Consider the following 22014-nt stretch of genomic DNA (forward strand, 5'->3'; position numbering starts at 1 on the left):
GTTTTCCCAATGCCCAATTTTGAGAGACTCTGATCAGTACAAGTTGCCCAATGCCCCATTCTCTTCTCAGTCAACTTTTTTTGCAAAGCTGGGAAATTGTTATAGAACTGTAATCAGGGAGCTGCTCGATAAGTAACAATACAGTGATCCAGTCAACCCATCAAATCCCCAAAGCCACTAAATCTCTAGTAGAATATAATGCCCTGAGTAATTGTGTAGAAAGTTTTGGACTTGCAAAAATTCAGCGACACATTTTTATTTGCGCTGACCAGACAATTGCTAATTGCTGCTCAAAACGAGCTAGTCTGGAATCCTGGGAATACTTAAAAGAGCGACTTAAAGAGTTAAAACTTGATGAGTCGCAACAGAATTATTCCTTATGCGTCTACAGAACTAAAGCCAACTGCTTGCGCGTTTGTTGTTCTAGACGCATAATGGTGGTTTACCTTGATGGTGTCTGGTATCGCCAAGCAAACCTGGAAGTTATTGAGCGGATCATCCAAGAACACTTAATAGGCAATAAGGTGGTAAAAGAATATGCGTTTTTCAACCATCCTTTGCCAGAAACTTCCCTAGTTTATTGTGAACACCTCATAGAGGCTTAACAACCGAAGGATATGGAACAGCAGTAAGCTTTAAGAAAGTGCGGGTTGGTTTTGAGGTAGGGTCATCTTTAAGCCAATACTTACTTGTGAGTCAGAAGGATATTATTTAATCAGTGTTTTTTCGCCCGCCACTTTCAATGCGATATATAATAGCGCATTATAGATACTACTGCTATACGTATCCTTGCTGGACTTTTGCTATCGAGCTATTAGTCTCTTGAAAATGCTCGGCATTTTTGAGACTTCGAGACAGCAAAGGCAAGTTAAGTAGGAAAAAGGACAACATCTCGAAATAACCCACCATAGAGGATAAATATTCAAGACTTTGATGGACCGAAGCGCGACAAGTGCCACTGCTATGAAAGAGCCCAGCATGAAAGATCACAAACGACTTCTATTGATTGATGATGACCCTAACCTCATCTTGCTGGTGAAGGATTACTTAGAATTCCGGGGATACGAAGTCATCACCGCCGAGAATGGACGTGAAGCTCTGGAAATTTTAGAGCAAGATGTTCCAGACATGATTATCTGCGACGTGATGATGCCGGAAATGGACGGATATACTTTTGTGGAACAAGTCCGGCAAAACGAACGCACCAGTTGGATTCCGGTTCTTTTCCTTTCAGCTAAGGGACAAAGCGCAGACCGAGTTAAGGGTCTGAATAAAGGTGCTGATGTTTATATGGTCAAGCCCTTTGAACCAGAAGAACTCGTAGCCCAAGTTGAATCCTCGCTGAAACAAACTATCCGTTGGAAAGAACACCAAGCAAAAGGAGGCGAAAACGGTTCCCGCATCCAGGTTCCCTTCGATGTGCAATTAACCCCAACCGAACTGAAAGTAGTCCAGTTTGTCGCTAGGGGTTTAGCTAACCGGGAAATTGCTGAAGAACTAAATGTTAGTCAGCGCACGGTTGAAAGCCATGTGTCCAATATGTTGGGCAAAACCAATCTCCATAACCGCACTGAACTAGCGCGGTGGGCGATTGAAAATCAAATGGCCTAAAACCAGTAACGAGTGCTGAGTGCTGAGTGCTGAGTGTTTTTGACTCAGCACTCATAACTCAGGACTGAGAATTTAATTTACCAGCCATCTTCTTCAGGGCTGGATTGGTACAAAACTTCTAAATCCAGTTCATCTAGGTAAGTTAGGGCACTTTCAATCTGAGAAACAGTACCTCGCAGTTCCAGATCGAAGCAGCTATATTGTGGCACGTTTGCGCTTACCTGAGCATCAGCAATAATAACTGTGATCCCATAGTGAGAAACCAGTCGTGAAATGACTGGTTCCTCATGCAAGTCTTTAGGGATGCGAACCTGGATGCGAGTTTGGGTGCGTCTATTATCTAAAATATCTGTATTAGATTTTACTTCTTTATTTGGAATTGCCATTCTAGCTTTCTACTCGACTTCTGGGATGAGGGTTTTAGTTTGCACGATTTCTTTTAACACTAAGTCACTTATCCCACGCAGGCAAGCAAGAAAGTATTTACCTTTGCAAACCATTAATCTAGATACAAGTAGGTCAATCGCATCTTTTGGCCTGAAACCAGCCAATTCTAGCTAGATTCTTCTAATTCCTTGTGTCAAACCTGATTGAGATGCTCTTACCCTGGAAAAGTTGTCATCATCAATTTTCTGTCTTGGAGTTACGATCAATATAGTAAACGTTGTATCTGATATACAAAATCATGCTACCTTTTAAGAAAAAAATTGTGACTGATGAAGCCATGCGTCCGGTAGCAGTGTTGATTGATTATCAGGACTGGCAGCAAATTGAGAAGATATTAGAAGCTCATCAATCACAACAAAAACAAGAGTTTAATTTAAACCACTATGCAGGTGTAATTCAACTAACTCAAGACCCTTTGGAATATCAGAAGCAAATTAGGGATGAGTGGTGTTGACACAAGCTTTGATTTTTTTAGATACAAATGTAGTTTTGTACTTTTTGGGTGGTCGCTTGGTAAACCCACTATCATCAGGACAATATTTTATTTCAGTGATTACTGAGATTGAATTACTCTCTTATCCGAGTCTCAGTCTAGAAGAAGAAACACAAATTGTTGATTTTTTAAATAAAATTCCAGTTGTTGGTATTGATAATAATATTAAAAAGTTAGCAATTGCAATTTGGAAACAACACAAACTCAGGCTTCCTGACGCAATAATTGCAGCAACTGCAAAATTTCTAAATGCAACATTGTTTACAAATGATGTAAGATTGGTTAATTTAACAGAAATTAATACTCAGTCAGTGCAAATTGTGTAATTGGTGCGATCGCGCCTACATGAATTTACAAAAGGATATTCCAGATAGCTTACACTAAGAAAAAATTGCTGTTAGAGTCATAGAAACCTAAAATTTGGCGAAATATGTGCTATCTCTTTCGCAACTGTATTAGCTGTTGTTGAATTTGAATCACCTGTTGCTTTTGCTCTAAAGTTTCATATAGCTTCTGTGCCTCTCTCAAATTAAGGACTGCTTGCTCTTTCTTTCCAGTGGCTACAAACACATCTGCCAGACCCTTTTGGGCTATGGCTTGCTGGTTGACATCGGTTGCGCGTTGCAACCCTTGACGATAACTAGACTCCGACTGAGGATATTTTTTCTGTAGCCCATAGAAATAGCCTAGAAGTAAGTAATCATCTCCTGTTGCTTTTTCTTCTCTGATTGCATTTTTCAGTCTCGCAATTTGTTCATCAGGCGGTTTATTCGGAGGACCACTGTTACCGCCTTTACCAAGGATTATGCACACCCATAACACATATTGGCACTTATCAGCTTGGGCAATACAAGTATTAATTGCTAACACGGCAGTTATGAGCGTTAAGGTCAAAACTGTAGAAAGGGACTTGTTAAGATACATCAACATTTGCATTTCTCCTTGACCTTGAAAGTGTTAAATTAAACTTTTTGCCTAAGTATTAATATTTGTATTTTAGAAACTTTCTCAATTTATAATAGTACCCTTGAGGGTACTATTATATTTAATTGTCGGATAAAAGAAGAATATCAATAAGGGTCTTGATATTTGAATTAAAATTGCTCAATCAATCTAATAATCAGAACCAATGCGTTGCTTTGCAAAATCAATCCAAACCTTCTCATCGGGGTGTTCTGGATCACCAAATTTCCGGCATTTCTGCCATTGAGTCAGTGCTTCCTTCTTGCTACCCTTGCTTTCTAATACTTGTGCTAGTAAGCAGTGAGCCGACCCGATCTTTTCCTCTATGACAATAGCTTCTCGTAGGGTAGACTCAGCGTCTGCATAGCGTTTTTGCCCGAATTGTGCCCAACCCAAGTTTTTGAAAAGGGCATACTTCACCCTATCTACTGGTTGTAGTTTCAAACCTTTCAAGAGTAGTGCAATAGCTTGGGGATATTCTTTCTCCAAAATATACAGGCGAGCTAATTCACTGTAAGCTGAGGGGAAATTTTCTTCCCGTATAGCAGCTTCTAAGTTGTTGCGGGCATTATTTAAGTCGTTTAATTTTATATAAACTAATGCCCGGTTGTAGTAGGCTCTTTCGTAGCCCGAGTTTAATAAAAGTGCTAAATCGTATGCCTGTAATGCTGTTTGCATTTTACCAGTCTGGTAAAATTCCAGCCCTACATTGTTGAACAAAATAGCTGTCTGTTTCGCCGTAAGAATAATGGTGATGCCAGCCAACAAAAAGCCTATGATCGTAGTAACAACCCCTACACGAATGCCTGCTTTCTTTGCTTTTGTTTCTGCCTTCAAAGCAATTTGAAAGTTTCGTTTGTCGAGTTCTTGGCTGGCGGTTAAAAATTGATAATCTTGCTGATTCAGATTTTTGTCAGCCGCCCATACCATAGCATCCTGCAACGCTTGTCCCCGAAGCAAGCGTGACTCATCTTTACTCCCGTTAGCTATCCAGGTATTTAGTGCCTCTGCATACGGTCGAAGTTCCGCCAGAGCTTTATTAACCCAAAGCTCATTAAAAACCATTGCATAAATGCTGTTATAAGTTCTCAGCTTGGACTCACGTCTGACTACCAATCCTGTCAGCCTTAATTCCATTTGTTCTGTGCTGTCATCGGCTAGCACTTCTTTTTGTTGCAAAATTTGCTGATATAAACCTAGTAACCTACCAGCACGTTGTTTATTATGCAAAATCCGATTGCGTATAGTTCTTAAATGCTCTGGCTCGTCTCGTGATTCCCAATTTTCGATGATGTGCGATCGCACCAATTCTTCAACACCAGCCGCTTCTATGTCAACATGGATGAGTTGACAAAGCTTCTGGGTAAGAAATGGTTGTCCACCCGTCCAAGCTAAAACCTCACCTAGCACTGCTTGGGGATTGCTAACTTTCCCCACTAATCCTTGGGCTAATAGTTTGGCTTCATGAAGTTGGAAACCGTTGAGTTCAATTGCTCTACCAATGTTAAATGGGGTGCGGTTTTTATCTTGAATCAAATCCGAGGGTGTAGCCACTCCTAGCAGCGTAAAAGTAAGACAGTTATACCGTGGCTTATCAGCACGCTGATTATAACAGTCTCGAATCAAAGCAAAAAAATCGTCAATCGAAAAACTCAGGCTGAGAATACTGTCGATTTCATCTACAAAAATGACAATTGATTGAGACATCTCAACTAGCAGAACTTCTTCGATAAATTCGCTCAATCGCTGTACCGGAGAAAGATGATCGCGATCGCGCCACCAACTGCGTAAATGAAACTTTCCTGAAAGCTCAAAACTACTTACCAAAACACGTACTAAACCGGCATACCACTGATCTGGTGTAAGATACTGACTACCAATCTTCGTCAAATCGATTCCCGCACAAGCAATGTCTTCATTTTGCAGCTTTTGCATAGTTTGCACTCGCAAGCTAGACTTGCCCATCTGCCGTGAGTTTAGAACATAACAAAATTCTCTAGCCTTTAATGCCACATACAAATCTGTATCTGCTTGTCGCACTACATAAGTAGGCGCATCAACTGGTAAACTGCCACCAACTTGATATTCATAAGCTGAGTTTTGTTCTATGTTCATCAGCTAACTCTCAAGCGATCGCGTAAATATTGACGATACAAATCACAACGTGGTGTTACATCATTTCCTTGCTGTTGCAATAAGCCCATGCTGAGTAATTTAAAGCATTGTATCGAATCCAACCGAACTGGGCTAGTATTGGCAACTACTTTCTTGATCGCAACAGCTAATTCTGGGCACTGTTCTAAATTCCACAAATGCCGACGTAAATGATCGCTATAAGGCCCAGCTTCTGTAGGTGCTGTTTGTAATAGCATATTGAGCGTAGTATCCTGTCTCGCAATTTGATAAAGTCCTACTCGAACAAGATACGGATGCCCGCCCACCATTGCCATTAGTTGTTCAACTTGGGTAAAACTCCAATTGAGCCCATGCCTTTGTGCCAAATCAAGAATCTGTTGGGCGTTGAACTCTGGTAACTCAATCGATAAGCCTACATTAAACGGCGATTGATTAATATTCATAGGAATATAGACTTCGGTGGAATGCACTACAACCATCCGCAGTTTTTTCCAAATCTCCCGATTTTTGCCATCCTCATGCCAAGCGCGTAATAGCCCAAAAAAGTCAGAGGCAATTTCAGGATGTTGGAATACACAATCGACTTCATCCAATCCCAAAACTATCGGTTTATTGATTTCTGCCAGAAGATACTCTTCAAAATAAGCGGTACAGTTATCTTTACTGCCAAAAATATCGTCCCAGTAGTCTGCTAACTTGTTGGGTATGCTCAACCTTCGTCCGACACTGGCACAAAACCACTTAAGGAACTTATCCAAATCTGCAAAAACCTTTCCATCTGCCAATTGAAAACTCAAAGGCACGGTTAGATAATCTTGTTGTGACGCTCGATGAAGAATGCGCGCCATAAGTGAGGTTTTACCCATCTGCCGGGGAGCTTTAATCCGAATCAAAGATCCTGGCTTCAAAATTGCCTCGTAGCAACGAGATTCGATGGGAAGACGCTCGATATAAAACGCCGAAGCCAAATCCACCTGTCCTTCAGGTAATTCTGGTTCTGCCACTGGCAAAGGCGGTGAGAGAGTCAGAGGGTGAGGGGGTGATGAAGGGAAAAAATCACTACTCATCTCTCCATCTGCCAATCTTTCTACATCCCCGTTTGCCAGTAAACTAAAAATTTCCTGTAAAATTTTGGCGGTATCAGTAGCCGACTTCCACTCTCGCTGCTGAATCTGTTGTAAATAACCCCGCAAATCATAATTTAGTGGCGTACTCCAAGTGAGGTTGACGCGAATGGGCAAAATCACTGGCTTATGCTCATCACTGCCATCCCGTAACTCTTTGGCCTGTCTCACCTCTTCTGTCACCATCTCGCTAGTTGCCGATCGCTCAGACAACAGCAACAAAAAGTAATCACACTGTTTTAATTCTTCATCAATACGTTGAGGCCATTTTTCCCCTAAGCGAATACTTTCGCTTGCCATGAATGCTTCGTGTCCAGCAGTTTTAATAGCTTCATAAAAATCCTTGGCAAGGCTCAAGTCTGGATCTTGGCTGCGGTAGCTAATGAAAAATCTAGCGCTTTTGCTGGCTGCTGGCAAAGTTGGCATAGTCGGATAAATATCCAGAAATTTTGACAAATTTGACGATATTATTGCAATTTATGGAATCGAAGCCTAGTTTTTACTTTTTTCTAAACAACTTACTAGTAGCCGATACTCGACCTACTGGTACATTTAGTAACTAAAATTTTGCCGCTATCCTCTGTATCCAGTTCTAAAAGTTTAGGAGCCATAATTCAATTAGCTTGTAGCTATCTGCTAAAAAGGTCAGTAAAGTAGTTTTTAAAACACATTTATATAAATTTCTTAGTAAATAATTTTTCTTTGGAGGAAGTTTCCTTAAGAGAACTATCTCAAAAACTATACCAATAAACCAGTTTCCCTAAAAATTTACTTTTATCCCGTACCTTGCATCTATATGACTTCACAATCTTCTCGTTCTGGCAAAATTCTGGTAGTTGATGACTCTCCTGATAACGTGTTTTTGATCAAAACTATTTTGGAGGAAGAAGGTTACACCATTAGCACCGCAGAAAATGGTATTTCAGCCTTGGCAGAATTGAAAGCTTCTCCTTGTGACTTAGTTCTGCTGGATCTGATGATGCCAGATATGGATGGCTACGAAGTTACTAAGCACATTCGCGGTGATATGAAATTGCCGCAATATATCCCCATACTACTGATTACTGCCCACGATGCGCCTAATGTCGCCCACGGTTTAGATTTGGGTGCTGATGATTTTATCCGCAAACCTGTAACTGTAGATGAATTGCTGGCACGAGTGCGATCGCTCCTACGTTTGAAGCATAGTATGGATGAACGTGATGAAATTGCCCGCCAGCGAGAAGATTTTGTCTCTCGTCTCACCCACGATTTACGCACTCCCTTAGTGGCGGCCGATCGTATGTTGATGCTATTTCAGCAAGGTGCATTGGGAACATTATCACCACAAATGCACGAAGTAATCACCATTATGGCCCGTAGTAATATCAACCTGCTGACTATGGTCAATACCTTATTGGAAGTTTATCGCTTTGAAGCAGGTCGCAAAAGTTTGGCATTTCAACCAGTTAATCTAGGACGTTTGCTAGAGGAGGTGACTGGAGAATTAGCACCACTAGCTCAAGATAAAACACTGTCGCTAAATTTGGATTTTACTGAAGAGTCAAACACAGTTATGGGCGATCGCTTAGAATTGCATCGTCTATTTACAAACCTTATCGGCAATGCGATCAAATTTACCAATTCCGGGTCTGTGACTATTCGTTTTACTTCTCAACGACAGTTAGACAAAAGTAGTCAATCTCAGTTATCAGGAAAATCCAATTCCGTTGAATATATTAGCATTGAGATCGCGGATACTGGCCCAGGTATTCCCACCGAAGAACAAGCCACCATATTTGAACGATTTCGTCAAGGTAGTCACAAGAGTTCTGGTAGTGGCTTAGGACTCTACCTTGCTCGTCGAATTGTCGAGGCACATCAAGGCATTATTTTGCTGAATTCTGAATTGGGGAAAGGTAGTGTATTTATTGTCCTTTTACCCGCCACAACATGAGAAAATTAGCAATTATAATTTATGAATTACGGGGTATTTTATCCTGATATTTCATAAATTATAACTTTGCTAATATCTTCCAAGAATTTCAAGTCAATATTCTAATTAGCAAGTCAAACGCCAAAAAATGACGAATGAAATATGTTGAGATAGCAACGCTACATTCAAAACATAGTTTTTTAGGATACCAAACAATGATTACCACTGAATTATCTAAGATTGGCGATATTATCCAGAATCAGCGAGAGTTTTTTGAAACTGGTAAAACTAAAGATGTCACTTTTCGCATTGAACAACTTAAAAATCTCAAGCAAGCCATAATTGAGCATGAACAAGCAATAGTCGAGGCATTAAAAGCGGATTTACATAAACCAGAATTGGAGATTTACATTACAGAAATAGGCGTAATTAAGGAAATTGATTATGCTATAAAACATATCAATGCCTGGACTAAGCCCAAAAAAGCAGCAGTTTCCTTTGATTTTTTTTCTTACTCAGCAAAAATTTATCCAGAACCTTTAGGGGTTGTTTTAATCATTGGCCCTTGGAACTATCCATTTCAGTTAATTATCTCACCGTTAGTAGGTGCGATCGCAGCCGGGAATTGTGCAATTATCAAGCCTTCAGAAATTGCTTCTCATACCTCTGGTGTCATTGCTAAGATTATTGCCAAACATTTCGACCCAGCTTATATTGCAGTCTTAGAAGGAGATGTGGAAGCAAGTCAAAAACTACTTGTAGAAAAGTTCGATCATATCTTTTTTACTGGTGGCACAGCTATCGGCAAAATTATCATGGCAGCAGCAGCCAAATATCTCACACCAGTGACTTTAGAATTGGGTGGTAAAAGTCCTTGTATAGTAGATACTGATATTAATCTTGAACACACTGTTAGACGAATAACTTGGGGCAAATTTATTAATGCTGGGCAAACTTGTATCGCCCCTGACTATCTTTTAGTTAATAAAAAAATCAAAAAAGATTTAATAGATGGGCTGAAAAAGTGCCTAAAAGAATTTTATGGTGATAATCCTATAAGTAGTCCTGATTATGCTAGAATCATCAGTCAAAAACACTTTGATAGATTGGTGAATTTTCTCAAAGATGGTGAAGTTATCATCGGTGGAGAAAATCAATCTTCAGAGCGTTATATCGCTCCCACAGTGATTGATAATGTCTCTTCGGAAGATTCTGTAATGCAGGAAGAGATTTTTGGGCCAATTTTACCAATTATTGAATATACTGACGTTGCCGAAGCGATCGCGTTGATTAACTCTAGACCTAAACCCCTGGCGTTATACTTATTTTCTCAAAACAAAAACTTGCAAAAGCGAGTTTTGCAGGAAACTTCATCTGGTGGGGTCTGCATCAATGACACAGTAATACAGGTTGGTGTCTCGTCTTTACCATTTGGTGGGGTAGGAGATAGCGGCATTGGCAACTATCACGGCAAAGCTAGTTTTGACACTTTTTCCCACAACAAAAGTGTATTGCAAAACTCTTTCTGGCTCGATTTAAAATGGCGATACGCTCCTTATGAAGGCAAATTGCCACTCATAAAGAAACTTTTGGGTTAAAAAAATTAGAAGTTAAGGATAAAAATCCACAACTCCTAATTATGCCAATTTTAGATTTTGAATTTTGGATTAAAGAAGAAATTTAAAATCTAAAATCCAAAAGCGTTGCTGTAACGCTCCTCAGCCCAAGGTTCACCACGGCGATGGTAGCCATTGCGTTCCCAAAAACCAAGTTCTTCACCAGCTAAAAACTCTAAACCATTAATCCACTTAGCACTTTTCCAAGCGTAGAGGTGGGGAACAACTAGCCGCATTGGGCCACCGTGTTCAGATGGAAGGTCTTCACCAAAGACTTTAAAGGCAAAGAAGTTTTCTTCCCGGATGAAATCTTCTACAGAAATATTGGTAGTGTAGCCGCCGTAGCAGTGTTCCATAATGTGGGCTACTTTCGGATCTAGCTCAATCAGATCCATGAAATCTGTAACTTTAATGCCAGTCCATTTGACATCAAGCTTAGACCAGCGCGTTACACAGTGGAAGTCTGCCGTGAATTCGTGTTGAGGTAGCGCCATAAAGTCTGACCAACTAAAAGTGGCAGGTTTTGCCAAACCCCAAACTCGAAACTCCCATTCCTCAATGCTGACTTGAGGAGTTGCGCCGTAAGTTAGTACGGGGAAACCTTTAGCTAAGTGTTGACCAGGAGGAACACGTTCCCCTTCTTCTTTCCCTGGTTTGTGAAAAAATTTTCCTAGCATAGTTGGAGAAAAATAAGTTTTCTCAAGGTGTTTACAAGCTTTTTTGCTGAATTGCCAACACTACCAGATGTTTTACTTTTATATGATTTGATTATTACTCATCAGTGATCGGTAATGGGTAATGGATGTTCCCAATTACTCACTACCAGTTTTTCTCGAGCTAATGAGCTTGTGTAGAGTATCTATGATTCAAAATGCAATCAGGAAAGCTAATAAAAAGCGTTGATCCAGTAGTAAGAAGATTGGTGCTGTTTATGCTTTACCTGACTGGGAAATTATGATTCTTCTTCCTCTTCTTCAGCCGTTGGATACACAAATGTAGAACGTCCAGTCAAAATTGACTTACCCAGAGAGAGGGCTTTCTGAGCTTCGACGACGGCTTTGTGCCTCCATGTAGCTCGACGTTTATCTCGTTTTGATTTGGAAGTTTTCTTCTTAGGAACAGCCATGTCAGCAGATATCGTGATTCTTGACAACCTTCTTATTCTAGGCCATCCACTGACGCGAAGAACAACAGCTAAGTTGAATTGATAGGTTGAGATTGAAGTAGGACACGGAAATAGAGGGGATTGTTTAAGTATTCCACTCTTTACATTTCCGTGTCTAGCTCAATCCTTCATTTTTTGCTTGATATACCATTAGCTGCTGTAGAGCTATTGTCAAAGAAAAGTAGCGATCGCGCAGTTTTGAAGTAAGTAGCCCAGTTTTGGGCATCGGGACGCGATCGCCATTGGGGACGACTCACATCTAATGCCAGAACTGGTGCGATCGCTCCAAAATTTTGTACGGATACAATGATTGAAACATCTGTCACCAAGATATCTTGGTCGAAGCTCCTTTGGGCGGCTGCTCTAGCGGCCGCTTCTGCCCTCCGTAGAACGGTTTCATAGTTTTCTTCCGGCAGGCGGTCAATAGCTAGATCGACTCTAGCGGTGTAAGCTCGCACAACCTGAGGCGCGATTGCTTCCGTCAAAAACCACGCAGGAATAGTGGATATGAGCAAAATTAATAAAGGAACTATCCGGATTCTTCTGGCAATTTGGCTAATAACTGAAAAGGGAGTGATCGATGATGGTAGGTGAGCAGCAATCTTGCTCATGACCTTCTATCTCCTTAGTGATGATCTGTTATTGAAATTAGGTAAAAGGTATTTTCCGACTATCAAACGTAATAAAAATTACATTCTAGCTTAAGATTCGATGAGAATCACCTAGACTATAAGACATAGGTTAGCTTTGTTTTTTGGCAAAGCCAACCGCAATTTTAAGACCAGCAAACAATAACTGACAAAGAGCGGGATGGCAAATTACTGGGCGATCGCGATTGGCATCAATCACTATCAGTTATTTCAACCTTTAAGTTGTGCCCAAGCCGATGCTGAGGCACTAGAGGATTTTTTGGTGACAGAGGCAGGCTTTCTCCCCAAACATTGCCTGCTAATGACGGATACTTCGCCGCCAATTGGAGATCGATCAACTTATCCAACTAAAGAGAATATTCTGCTGCTGCTTGAGGATTTGGCAGCCACAAGTTGGCAACCGGAAGACTATCTGTGGTTATTCTTTAGCGGTTATGGAGTGAATTACAAGGGCAAAGATTACTTAATGCCAGCAGAGGGCAACCCCGAACTCGTGCAAGAGACTGGCATAGAATTGCGATCGCTAATGCAAAGTCTCCAACTTGCTGACTTGAATGTATTGCTACTACTTGATATCAACCGCGCTTTTGGCACTCAAGCTGATGCTCCCGTTGGTGAAGAAACAATAGAACTAGCCCAAGAACTACAACTAGCGACAATTCTTTCTTGTCAACCAGAACAATTTTCCCACGAAAGTAGCGAATTAGGTCACGGATTCTTTACAGCAGCTTTATTAGAAGCTTTGCGTTCTGGTAATGGCAGTAACCTGTCAGATTTAGAAAGTTACCTAAGTCTGCTCATGCCAAAATTATGTCACCACCACTGGCGGCCTGTCCAAAACCCTGCAACTATCATCCCATCAAGGGCACAGATAATCTTGCCAGAATTGGCAATGGAAAGTGACTTTGAAGCAAATCCGGTGATTTATCCTGAAGAATCTTTTGCTGTTGCTCTTGCAGCCCCTCCCCTTGACGATTACCCCAGAACTTCAGCAGAACGGGGCAGATGGGGAGAAGCTACTGTGAACTCCTCCCAGCAGGTGAAGGCTTATAAGGTTGAGAAGCCTAAAGGTCAACCAGTCCAGGAGTCAGCTACTAGCTTAGTTTCCCAGCCAATGGCGGAAACTTCTTTAGGAGCGAATCCCAAGGGAAGATTTATCCCTAATTCCTCCAAAGGTTACGTCTCTCGATTGCCATCAAATCAGCCAAGTCTCCCTTTTTGGAAACAGTTTATCTTGTGGGGTGGAGGCAGCTTGCTAGTAGCAGGTTTAATTGCTGTAGTTTTTCTTCGCAATCAAGAAACTTTTAGAATTAAGCCAATATCAAGCACATCGCCTAATGCTACTGCTAGCGATCGCCAGGTAATTGAGAATTTACCAAGCGATGTCTCCGACGAGCTACGCCTACGCACTTCAGTTGTTAGACTTAACAATCAATCTAGCGCCGAAATCATCTCTACTTCCGAGTCGAAAAAGCGGAATCAAGCAGTATTAGACTTGGCAAAAATGTCGCTCAGACAAACTCAGGCTAGCGATTTGAGTATGGCGATCGCTACAGCCCGGAAAATTAAACCTGGTGAACCACTGTACGAACAAGCTCAGGAAAATATTAAGATTTGGAGCCGAATGATTTTAGATTTAGCAGAGGGTCGTGCTAAACAAAGACAGTATGCTAGCGCTATTGCCGCCGCTCGATTAATTACCAAAGATGAAGCCCCCTACGCCAAAGCACAAGCAGTAATTAACCTGTGGCGGCTAGAGGGTAAGCAGTATGTGAGTAACAAAACTCTTTTAGATGCAGCTAATGCCTTAATTAAGTCTGGACAGGCATCTACCTACAATCGGGCGATCGAAGTTGCCAAGAAAGTACCAGCAGGTCAACCAGGCTTTGATAGTGCCCAAAAGTCGATCAATAAATGGAGTGAGAAAATTTTAGACCTGGCCAAGCGTCGCGCTGCCGAAGGAGATCGCAATGCGGCAATTGCGACTGCTGCGTTAGTGCCAGAGGAAACAGCCGCTTATGAAGATGCTCAGGATGCCATTCAAAAATGGCAAAAGAAATAGTAAAAAAATAATAAATAATGGTTAGGAGTTAGGAATTAGGAGTTATATTATTGATCCCCGACCTCTTACTCCTGACTCCTAACTTTTTCCTCAGCGCTCATATCTCAGTATTAGCAGTACTGCGATACATCTTCGCCACACTCGTCGGCTAGATAGCACAACGCTCGGAAACGTAAACCAACCACTTCTTCATATAAGGGGTTGAGCTTGCACATGGGTGGGATGTGAAACAAGGTTTTCCCAAATACTTTGACATCGCGCTCAAAGGGGCATTGAGATGGGATCAGTTTGCACAAACGGTGAGCTAATTGGCGATCGCTGACTTGAATGTTTTCTACTCGTTGCCGTAAGGGTTGGAGAATATCCCAGTAAGGCTTAGAAGGAGAATGGTTAAGCTGGCTTACTTTATGGTCAGTAGTCTCTGCTTGATTGATTGATACCCAGCTTGCCAGAAAAATCTTTTTCGTGGTATTGTCGAATACCTTCATGGTTAATCCTCTGTGTTATTGAGGTTATTCACCTTTTTGATGAATATATACAGCGTGGCAACGAACTTTCCCGGAAAAATCGCGTTCTGACTGCGATATAATGTAATACCTGATTAGCCACTTAAGTCAGAACCTAATTTATTACTACGTCAAGTTAATCGCAAATTTATGGGGATCGGTAGTGTAATATTACGATCTTGTTCATAACTTGACACAGTTTAAATTTTAATAAAGACATCCATCATTGGATAGGTTTTAGTGTAACATTTACAGAACTTAATATAAGGTGTTTCTAAAAGAATTTTTGCTAAGTATAAACATCAGTAATATCCTAGAAGGCTTTTTCCTCTCCGTGTTCCCACTTTCTCACGTAAGTGAGTCGTGTTCATCGCTGGCTGAATACCGTAGAAGTAGTGATTTTTGATTGAGTAGAATAGATCGCATTTCACAAAGCTTAGGTTGGCAGAACGGTTTGAGAGTGATATAGTCTGAAGCTTTAAAATCAGATGAACTTCTTGATTATGGGTGTTTCTGTACTCTACAGCGCAATCCATCCTGGCAGTACGCTGTACGCACGCCTTCAGTGACAGCAACCTAACAAGTTAGATCGAAGAACTATAGGCAAGCTCTATACCCATGAGAAAAGAAAGCGCAAAGACGTTCAGAAAAATTCTGTGTCTTTGCGCCCATCGAGATTTGAGCGGTGAAAGCCACTGCTCAAACTTCTCTCTGTATGAGATTTTTACCTTAAATTCTCTATGATGCTACCTGAGCAGCAGTCCGAGTCCGCCGTCTTCTGCCATCGGCAACTTTTACAGGTGGCTCATCAGGGATTTGCATCAACAAAGTCACAGATGGCTGACATTGCAATTCTCGACGGATAGAACGTTGCAATTCTCGTTCTAAAGTTCCTTGCAATCCACCCCAGTCTATATCTGCTGCTTCACCTTGCTCAGGAGCAAATTCTGTCCAACGCACAGTGAGGATTTCTTCAATCCGTTGTTTTACCCAGGTTTGTAACAGCGATCGCTCTACAGTTGTAACTACACCCCGAAGGTGAGTTTCTGGTTTCGCCAACAGTTTACCATTCCAATCAATGGCAGCTGCGATCGTGATAATGCCTTCTGAAGCCATGCGTTGGCGTTCTTGCAGCACTTTCGCACTTACCATACCCGAACTAGTAGTATCCACCAATTCGATACCAGATGGCACTTTCCCAGCGACGCGAATAGCATCTTCAGTCAGTTCGACAATATCACCATTCTGAATAATGATCATATTTTCTGAGGGAATGCCCATACTCTGAGCCGTTTCTGCGTGCTTCACTAGCATCCGATGTTCGCCGTGAAATGGCACAAAGAACTTGGGTCGAGTTAAGGCAATCATCAGCTTTTGCTCTTCCTGACAGCCGTGACCGGAGACGTGAATCCCTTTGTCCCGTCCATATACCACTTTTGCACCCTGAATCATTAATTTATCAATGGTGTTGACTACAGCGATCGTATTTCCGGGAATTGGGTTAGCAGAGAATACTACCGTATCTCCTTGGCGGATTTTAATATGGGGATGTTCTTTATTGGCAATGCGAGTCATTGCTGCCATCGACTCACCCTGAGAACCTGTAGTTAAAATTAGTACTTTTTCATCAGGCAGATTTCGGACTGCATGTAATGGTTGCAGCAGATTATCTTCACACTTGATGTAACCTAGATTACGCGCATGAGCAATCAAGTTCAGCATGGAACGCCCTACAATCGTCACTACACGATTTTGCTTCTTGGCGATATCCAAAATCATATTGATGCGATGCACGCTAGAAGCAAAGGTTGTGACAAATAATCGCCCAGTGGCTTGACTAAATACTCTCTCCAGATTTGGATAAACTGAACGTTCTGAAGGTGTAAATCCTGGTATCTCAGCATTAGTGGAATCACTTAGCAGACAAAGAACGCCTTTTTCACCATGTTCTGCTAATCGTTGTAAATCAAACTTTTCACCATCTACTGGGGTATGGTCAATTTTGAAATCCCCTGTGTGAATGACTACACCAAGGGGAGTATGAATGGCAACAGTGAAACTATCAGCGATGGAGTGGGTGTTACGGATATATTCCACTAAAAAGTTTTTGCCAATCCGCACTACATCGCGTGGTAAAACTGTTCTGATTTCTGTGCGATCGCGGACTCCTGCTTCTTCCAATTTACCCTCTAGCATCGCCATTGCTAGCCTAGGCCCATAAATCACGGGGATATCAAACTGCTTAAGATGGAAAGCAATCCCACCGATATGGTCTTCATGACCGTGAGTGACAATCATCCCCTTAATTTTGTGGCGATTTTCCCGTAGATAGGTCGTATCTGGCAAAACAATATTTACTCCATGCATCGCCTCTGTAGGAAAAGCCAATCCTGCATCTAATAGGATGATTTCATCGTCATACTCAAAAAGACAGGTATTTTTTCCAATTTCGTGCAAACCGCCCAAAGGAATAATTTTCAAGGCGGAATTATTAGCTTCGTTTTTAGCCATTTTCTCCTTAGATTGTTACTTGTAGTTAATTAAGTTGATAGTTAACTTTCCTTGTATTTAAGACAACATCATCTGTCTCTTAAGTCAGTCTGAAAGCAATCAAGTTTTAATTGAAATTTTCAATTTTTTATTCAATAAAATCGACTGTACACTTAAGGATTCATAGTATATCTATCAGTCCTAGCACAGGTTTTTAAATTGCAACTTATGTATGAACAATTATGGTCATTGTTTATATCTATCTTTAGAAAGCAGCAGACTACCAACGTTTAACTAGATGGTCGCTAGATTAAACTAAGTTCTTTCAGAACCCCTTCTAACTTTTGACTTACTTCTAAATCAGCTTCACATAGCGGTGGACGAGTTGAACCAACCTCCCAACCTTGGAGTTTCAGCGCTTTTTTCACTGGAATGGGATTTGAAGTGAGAAATAAAGCTTTAAACAACGGGAAGAGTTGGAGATGAATGTCCCTTGCTACTTCAATTTTTCCCGCACTAAAAGCTTGGATCATCTGCTGTAGTTGGTTTCCTACCAGATGAGAAGCCACACTTACCACACCCTTTGCCCCGATCGCTAACAAGGGCAAAGTCATGTAATCATCACCAGAATAGATGTGGAATTCTTTTGGTGTCAAGCGACGAATTTCGCTTGCCTGATCTATGCTACCAGTGGATTCTTTAATCCCGACAATATTGCTAACCTCAGCTAACCGGGCAACTGTTTCTGGCTGAAGGTTTTGTCCGGTACGACCTGGGACATTGTATAACAACAATGGTAAGTCGGGACAGGCTTGTGCTATTGCCTGAAAGTGAGCTTCCAATCCCGCTTGCGGCGGTTTGTTGTAATAAGGAACAACTTGTAAGGAACCATGTACTCCTATCTTAGACGCTTTTTGGGTGGCAGCGATCGCTTCTTTGGTGGAATTTGAACCACAACCTGCGATCACCTTGGCTTTTCCTGCCACGGACTGCAATACCTCGACAAACAACTGGTATTCCTCATCCCAACTCAAGGTAGGGGATTCTCCTGTTGTGCCGCACATCACCAATGTATCTGTACCGTTGTTAGCTAGATGCACTGCCAGTTCTGCCGCTACACCATAATCTACACTACCGTCTGCTTTAAACGGTGTAATCATAGCGGTTAAAACATTACCAAAATCTCCCACCCTGTTTTCACTCCTGATTGCCCATGTTTTTATATCTTGGTGGTTTCCTATTGTAATAACCTATCTGCAAATTGCTTTCAAGTGTCATTTATCATTTGTCCTTTGTCACTTACCAATGACTAATGACTAATAGCTAATGGTTTGAGTAGATTTTTTTCTACCAATAACTCGGCGATTTGTATTGCATTCAATGCTGCGCCTTTGCGGATTTGGTCGCCGCATAACCATAATTCCAAGCCACAAGAATGAGAAATATCCTGACGGATTCTTCCCACTAAAACTTCATCTCTACCTGTTGCTTCAATTGGCATCGGAAAATGATTAGTTTCCCAATCTTCTACCAATTTCACTCCAGGGGAGGAATTTAAAATTTCTCTGGCTTCCTCGGCACTAAAGGTAGTCTCAAATTCTAAATTAATGGCTTCTGAATGGGCGCGGAGTACGGGAACCCGTATACAGGTCGCAGTGATTCTGATTTGCTGCGTGCCAAATATTTTTCGGGTTTCGTTGACCATTTTCATCTCTTCCTCACAATAACCCAAATCATTTAATGGCGAGTTATGCGGGAATAAATTAAATGCCAATGGGTAAGGTAATACCTCAGCAACTGGCGGCTGTCCTTGTAGTATAGCGCTTGTTTGGGTTTTGACTTCTGCGATTGCTCTGGCACCAGCACCACTAGCAGATTGGTAGGTTGAAGCCACAATGCGTTGCACTGGTTTAACTTTATGCAATGGCCATACTGCCACAGTCATCAAAATTGTTGTGCAGTTGGGGTTAGCAATAATGCCTTGGTGATTAGCTGCGGCTTGTGGATTAACCTCTGGTACTATTAGGGGAACTTCTGGGTTCATCCGAAAGGCACTGGAGTTGTCAATTACCACTGCACCCTTTGCCACGGCAACTGCTGCCCAAGTCTTAGATGTGGAACCACCCGCACTAGCTAGTACTATATCAACATTTTCAAAGGCGCGATCGCTCACTGGCTCTACTGGGATATTTTCCCCTTTGAACCGTAGCGATCGCCCGATACTACGCTCTGATGCCAATAACTTCAAGTCAGCAATCGGAAAATTACGGCTTTCTAATAATTCCAGCAACTCTGTGCCAACTGCACCAGTAGCTCCTAAAATAGCTAAACGATAGGATTTCGACAAACTTGCTTCCTCCTTTTAAGATACTTATCTGCAATTCTTTGGAACAATTGACAATTTGTTTATATTTAAATAGCGATCGCAGTCTTGAAATAAATTTTGAATAGATTTAGATTTTCTATAATTTAGTCTATCTTTAATAGATTTAATAAATTTATTTAGTTGGTTATCTAATAAGTTAACTGATGTTGCACTTTACAACAACTGCCATTCAACTTTATTCATTTATCTAAACTATATTATAGTATTGTACAACAAAGCGCTATCTAGCAGAAAAATACATATATCTGCACTTAGACGTTTGACCTGTAAGGTGAATAAACGTCTTGGCTGTAAAGTTGAGTTGCCAGCATGACGAATGTACTATGATGCAAATGGTATAAAATTGGCAACCTATCAAATCGAGCTATGCGGCTAGGCAGCATATTTACTCCTGTACCACAATATAGCTAGACTCAATGCTATAACTTTGAAGTACTAAACTACTGGCTGAAAATCAGAATATCACGGTGTTAGCCCACCGAATAATGAATTCTTGACTTTCCAGTGTTAAATTCAGACTAATTGAAAATTACGGACTGGGGAATAGGGATAAAAATCTTCCCAATCCGCAATGATTCAGCACTTATTACAAATACTAGGCAAGAAACCCCAGACGTTCTTAGCCCTGGGAGTGTCAATAATTGTTATGACGGTAAATTGTCAAGTCCTTGGCCATTGGCAGTAAACTGGATCTCTGTGCCAGGACACACCATCCATCCTTGGATGTCATGAAGCCTTGTGACAACCTCCCCTCCTCCCTAAGAGACATCAAGCCATAAACGCGAAAAATTATTGCGTCTTGTGTGTACTCGGAGATTAAAATACCAGAAAACTAGAGACGAAGCATGAAAGTTACCCAGGAAAAACTTCCCGCCAGCCAAATTGGCCTGGAAATAGAGATTACGCCGGAAATTACCAAGCAAACTTACGAACAGGTCATTAAAAACTTAGCGAGTACTGCCAATATTCCTGGGTTTCGTAGAGGCAAGGTACCTCGGCCGATATTACTACAAAGGCTGGGTACAACTCGTATCAAGGCAGCAGCCTTGGAAGAACTAATTCAAGACGGTATTGAGCAAGCAGTTAAACAAGAAGCTATCCCGGCAATAGGTCAGCCCCAATTGCGCTCCTCCTTTGAGGATTTGATTAATAATTATGAACCTGGAAAACCCCTGACGATTTTGGCCGCTGTCGATGTAGAACCAGAAGTAAATCTAGTGCAGTACACCGATTTGCTTTTCCAAGCTGAAGAAGTCAAGTACGATCCAGAACAAGTGGATAGTAGCCTCGAGAAGGAACGTCAAGAATTAGCGACATTAATTCCTGTGGAAGGACGTTCAGCGCAAATCGGTGATATTGCGGTAGTCGATTTTAAAGGCTCATTCGCCAAAGCCGAGGGCGAAGACGAAACAGCTGAACTAGAACCTATTCCGGGAGCCGAAGCAACTGATTTTCAAGTTGAGTTACAGGAAGATAAGTTTATTCCAGGCTTTATTTCGGGAATAGTCGGGATGAATCCTGAAGAAACTAGAGAAATTGCGGCGCAGTTCCCAGATCCATATGCTAATGAAGATTTAGCTGGAAAAGCGGCAACTTTCATAGTGACGCTCAAAGAACTGAAGGAAAAGGAACTACCAGAAATAAATGACGATTTCGCCCAGGAAATCAGCGATTTTGAAACTTTAGAGGAGTTACGCGCTTCTTTGGTAGAGCGATATCAAAAAGAGGCGGATGACAAAACAAAAACAAATAAGCAGGAAGCGTTGTTAACGGAACTGCTCAAGCACGTAGAAGTTGACTTACCACTAACCTTGGTTGAGCAAGAAGTGGATGCAATGCTAACGCAAACAGCAATGCGCCTGTCTCAGCAGGGATTAGATGTGAGGAAGTTGTTTACTCAAGATATTATTCCTCAATTGCGGGAGCGATCGCGTACTGAAGCCATCGAACGCATTAAACGTTCCTTGTCCTTGCGGGAAGTTGGTAAACGCGAATCTATTGAGGTAACACCAGAAGAAATCGGAGTCAGAGTCAAAGAACTTTTGGAACAATACCCAGAGGAAAAAGAGGTTGATGAAGATAGATTACGCTCAATTGTGGAAAACGAACTATTAACCGAAAAAACCATCGATTGGCTCTTAGAACATTCCTCAGTTGAACTTGTACCCGAAGGCTCCTTGAGTCCCGCAGAGGAAACGGAAGCCGCAGAATCAGATGCTGATGCTGATGTATCTCAGACAGAGCAAGAAAACAGCGAACCTTCTACAACAGAAGTCACAGAAGGATAATAAAAAATCCCAAAGCCATAAGTTCACCAGTCCTGAGTTAAAGTACTGGTGAAATGGGTAAGGTAAGGGAACAGGGACAAAAATAACCAATCCCCAATACCCACTGGGATAAAGTCAAAATAATTTAAAGAATTAATGAATTTTTGGCAAATTGTGACACAT

The 22014-nt window shown here is 41.5% G+C and carries 19 protein-coding genes; 8 read left to right on the forward strand and 11 right to left on the reverse strand.

The genetic code is table 11. The features are described from left to right. Positions 1 to 143: 143 nt before the first annotated feature. Together NPUN_RS04220 and NPUN_RS04225 are read left to right on the forward strand one after the other, a co-directional pair. Positions 144 to 605 (forward strand): (2Fe-2S) ferredoxin domain-containing protein, encoded by a 462-nt coding sequence (locus tag NPUN_RS04220; RefSeq protein ID WP_012407591.1) that lies wholly within the window; start codon positions 144 to 146, stop codon positions 603 to 605. 328 nt (positions 606 to 933) lie between these two features. Then, a complete protein-coding gene (locus NPUN_RS04225) occupies positions 934 to 1611 on the forward strand; it encodes a response regulator transcription factor (RefSeq protein WP_012407592.1) in 678 nt (225 codons plus the stop codon). Positions 1612 to 1688: 77 nt separating this feature from the next. On the opposite strand, the gene NPUN_RS04230 is transcribed toward NPUN_RS04225, so the two are convergent. Then, complete coding sequence (locus NPUN_RS04230) at positions 1689 to 1997, reverse strand: NIL domain-containing protein (protein WP_012407593.1); 309 nt, start codon at positions 1995 to 1997, stop codon at positions 1689 to 1691. 323 nt (positions 1998 to 2320) lie between these two features. Between NPUN_RS04230 and NPUN_RS04235 the strand changes: the two genes are divergently transcribed. Then, positions 2321 to 2512, forward strand: coding sequence for a hypothetical protein (locus NPUN_RS04235; protein ID WP_234711046.1), 192 nt, complete (start codon positions 2321 to 2323; stop codon positions 2510 to 2512). Further along, on the forward strand, positions 2506 to 2877 hold the full coding sequence (locus NPUN_RS04240; protein WP_012407595.1) for a type II toxin-antitoxin system VapC family toxin: 372 nt from the start codon (positions 2506 to 2508) through the stop codon (positions 2875 to 2877). The genes NPUN_RS04235 and NPUN_RS04240 overlap by 7 nt, the downstream gene beginning before the upstream one ends. A gap of 109 nt (positions 2878 to 2986) precedes the next feature. Here the strand turns inward: NPUN_RS04240 and NPUN_RS04245 are convergent, their stop codons facing one another. The 3 genes from NPUN_RS04245 to NPUN_RS04255 all read right to left on the reverse strand — a co-directional run bounded on the left by NPUN_RS04245 (position 2987) and on the right by NPUN_RS04255 (position 7200). Then, positions 2987 to 3481, reverse strand: a complete 495-nt coding sequence (locus NPUN_RS04245; RefSeq protein ID WP_012407596.1) for a tetratricopeptide repeat protein — start codon at positions 3479 to 3481, stop codon at positions 2987 to 2989. 183 nt (positions 3482 to 3664) lie between these two features. After that, entirely contained in the window at positions 3665 to 5629 is a 1965-nt protein-coding gene (locus NPUN_RS04250; protein WP_012407597.1) for an AAA-like domain-containing protein, read from the reverse strand. Beyond that, positions 5629 to 7200 (reverse strand): AAA-like domain-containing protein, encoded by a 1572-nt coding sequence (locus NPUN_RS04255; RefSeq protein WP_012407598.1) that lies wholly within the window; start codon positions 7198 to 7200, stop codon positions 5629 to 5631. Before NPUN_RS04255 ends, NPUN_RS04250 begins: the two co-directional genes overlap by 1 nt. Before the next feature lie 370 nt (positions 7201 to 7570). Between NPUN_RS04255 and NPUN_RS04260 the strand changes: the two genes are divergently transcribed. Both NPUN_RS04260 and NPUN_RS04265 read left to right on the forward strand, forming a co-directional pair. Next, positions 7571 to 8710, forward strand: coding sequence for a hybrid sensor histidine kinase/response regulator (locus NPUN_RS04260; protein WP_012407599.1), 1140 nt, complete (start codon positions 7571 to 7573; stop codon positions 8708 to 8710). Between the two features lie 194 nt (positions 8711 to 8904). Continuing rightward, positions 8905 to 10287, forward strand: a complete 1383-nt coding sequence (locus tag NPUN_RS04265; RefSeq protein WP_012407600.1) for an aldehyde dehydrogenase — start codon at positions 8905 to 8907, stop codon at positions 10285 to 10287. Between the two features lie 89 nt (positions 10288 to 10376). On the opposite strand, the gene NPUN_RS04270 is transcribed toward NPUN_RS04265, so the two are convergent. The 3 genes from NPUN_RS04270 to NPUN_RS04280 all read right to left on the reverse strand — a co-directional run bounded on the left by NPUN_RS04270 (position 10377) and on the right by NPUN_RS04280 (position 12081). Continuing rightward, positions 10377 to 10982 (reverse strand): sulfite oxidase-like oxidoreductase, encoded by a 606-nt coding sequence (locus NPUN_RS04270; RefSeq protein WP_012407601.1) that lies wholly within the window; start codon positions 10980 to 10982, stop codon positions 10377 to 10379. Positions 10983 to 11257: 275 nt separating this feature from the next. Further along, positions 11258 to 11431 (reverse strand): 50S ribosomal protein L32, encoded by a 174-nt coding sequence (rpmF, locus tag NPUN_RS04275; protein WP_012407602.1) that lies wholly within the window; start codon positions 11429 to 11431, stop codon positions 11258 to 11260. 167 nt (positions 11432 to 11598) lie between these two features. Continuing rightward, positions 11599 to 12081, reverse strand: coding sequence for a hypothetical protein (locus NPUN_RS04280; protein WP_012407603.1), 483 nt, complete (start codon positions 12079 to 12081; stop codon positions 11599 to 11601). 199 nt (positions 12082 to 12280) lie between these two features. Between NPUN_RS04280 and NPUN_RS04285 the strand changes: the two genes are divergently transcribed. After that, on the forward strand, positions 12281 to 14182 hold the full coding sequence (locus NPUN_RS04285) for a caspase family protein (RefSeq protein ID WP_012407604.1): 1902 nt from the start codon (positions 12281 to 12283) through the stop codon (positions 14180 to 14182). Positions 14183 to 14292: 110 nt separating this feature from the next. Here the strand turns inward: NPUN_RS04285 and NPUN_RS04290 are convergent, their stop codons facing one another. The 4 genes from NPUN_RS04290 to NPUN_RS04305 all read right to left on the reverse strand — a co-directional run bounded on the left by NPUN_RS04290 (position 14293) and on the right by NPUN_RS04305 (position 19525). Then, entirely contained in the window at positions 14293 to 14670 is a 378-nt protein-coding gene (locus NPUN_RS04290) for a Mo-dependent nitrogenase C-terminal domain-containing protein (RefSeq protein ID WP_012407605.1), read from the reverse strand. Positions 14671 to 15426: 756 nt separating this feature from the next. Further along, positions 15427 to 17199 (reverse strand): ribonuclease J, encoded by a 1773-nt coding sequence (locus tag NPUN_RS04295; protein WP_012407606.1) that lies wholly within the window; start codon positions 17197 to 17199, stop codon positions 15427 to 15429. Positions 17200 to 17483: 284 nt separating this feature from the next. Next, on the reverse strand, positions 17484 to 18368 hold the full coding sequence (dapA, locus tag NPUN_RS04300; RefSeq protein ID WP_012407607.1) for a 4-hydroxy-tetrahydrodipicolinate synthase: 885 nt from the start codon (positions 18366 to 18368) through the stop codon (positions 17484 to 17486). Between the two features lie 119 nt (positions 18369 to 18487). After that, a complete protein-coding gene (locus NPUN_RS04305) occupies positions 18488 to 19525 on the reverse strand; it encodes an aspartate-semialdehyde dehydrogenase (protein ID WP_012407608.1) in 1038 nt (345 codons plus the stop codon). An 884-nt stretch (positions 19526 to 20409) separates the two neighbouring features. On the opposite strand from NPUN_RS04305, the gene tig reads away from it, so the two are divergent. Beyond that, entirely contained in the window at positions 20410 to 21852 is a 1443-nt protein-coding gene (tig, locus tag NPUN_RS04310; protein ID WP_012407609.1) for a trigger factor, read from the forward strand. The last annotated feature ends 162 nt before the right edge of the window (positions 21853 to 22014 follow it).

This window comes from Nostoc punctiforme PCC 73102 (genome assembly GCF_000020025.1).
Lineage (GTDB): Bacteria > Cyanobacteriota > Cyanobacteriia > Cyanobacteriales > Nostocaceae > Nostoc > Nostoc punctiforme.

Bases quoted from the DNA above. Each gene is read 5' to 3' on its own strand.
- NPUN_RS04270 (WP_012407601.1), bottom strand. From the start codon at position 10,982: ATGCTAGGAAAATTTTTTCACAAACCAGGGAAAGAAGAAGGGGAACGT.
- NPUN_RS04285 (WP_012407604.1), top strand. From the start codon at position 12,281: ATGGCAAATTACTGGGCGATCGCGATTGGCATCAATCACTATCAGTTA.
- NPUN_RS04230 (WP_012407593.1), bottom strand. From the start codon at position 1,997: ATGGCAATTCCAAATAAAGAAGTAAAATCTAATACAGATATTTTAGAT.
- NPUN_RS04280 (WP_012407603.1), bottom strand. From the start codon at position 12,081: ATGAGCAAGATTGCTGCTCACCTACCATCATCGATCACTCCCTTTTCA.
- NPUN_RS04255 (WP_012407598.1), bottom strand. From the start codon at position 7,200: ATGCCAACTTTGCCAGCAGCCAGCAAAAGCGCTAGATTTTTCATTAGC.
- tig (WP_012407609.1), top strand. From the start codon at position 20,410: ATGAAAGTTACCCAGGAAAAACTTCCCGCCAGCCAAATTGGCCTGGAA.
- NPUN_RS04245 (WP_012407596.1), bottom strand. From the start codon at position 3,481: ATGTTGATGTATCTTAACAAGTCCCTTTCTACAGTTTTGACCTTAACG.
- NPUN_RS04295 (WP_012407606.1), bottom strand. From the start codon at position 17,199: ATGGCTAAAAACGAAGCTAATAATTCCGCCTTGAAAATTATTCCTTTG.
- NPUN_RS04260 (WP_012407599.1), top strand. From the start codon at position 7,571: ATGACTTCACAATCTTCTCGTTCTGGCAAAATTCTGGTAGTTGATGAC.
- NPUN_RS04290 (WP_012407605.1), bottom strand. From the start codon at position 14,670: ATGAAGGTATTCGACAATACCACGAAAAAGATTTTTCTGGCAAGCTGG.
- rpmF (WP_012407602.1), bottom strand. From the start codon at position 11,431: ATGGCTGTTCCTAAGAAGAAAACTTCCAAATCAAAACGAGATAAACGT.
- NPUN_RS04225 (WP_012407592.1), top strand. From the start codon at position 934: ATGGACCGAAGCGCGACAAGTGCCACTGCTATGAAAGAGCCCAGCATG.
- NPUN_RS04250 (WP_012407597.1), bottom strand. From the start codon at position 5,629: ATGAACATAGAACAAAACTCAGCTTATGAATATCAAGTTGGTGGCAGT.
- NPUN_RS04265 (WP_012407600.1), top strand. From the start codon at position 8,905: ATGATTACCACTGAATTATCTAAGATTGGCGATATTATCCAGAATCAG.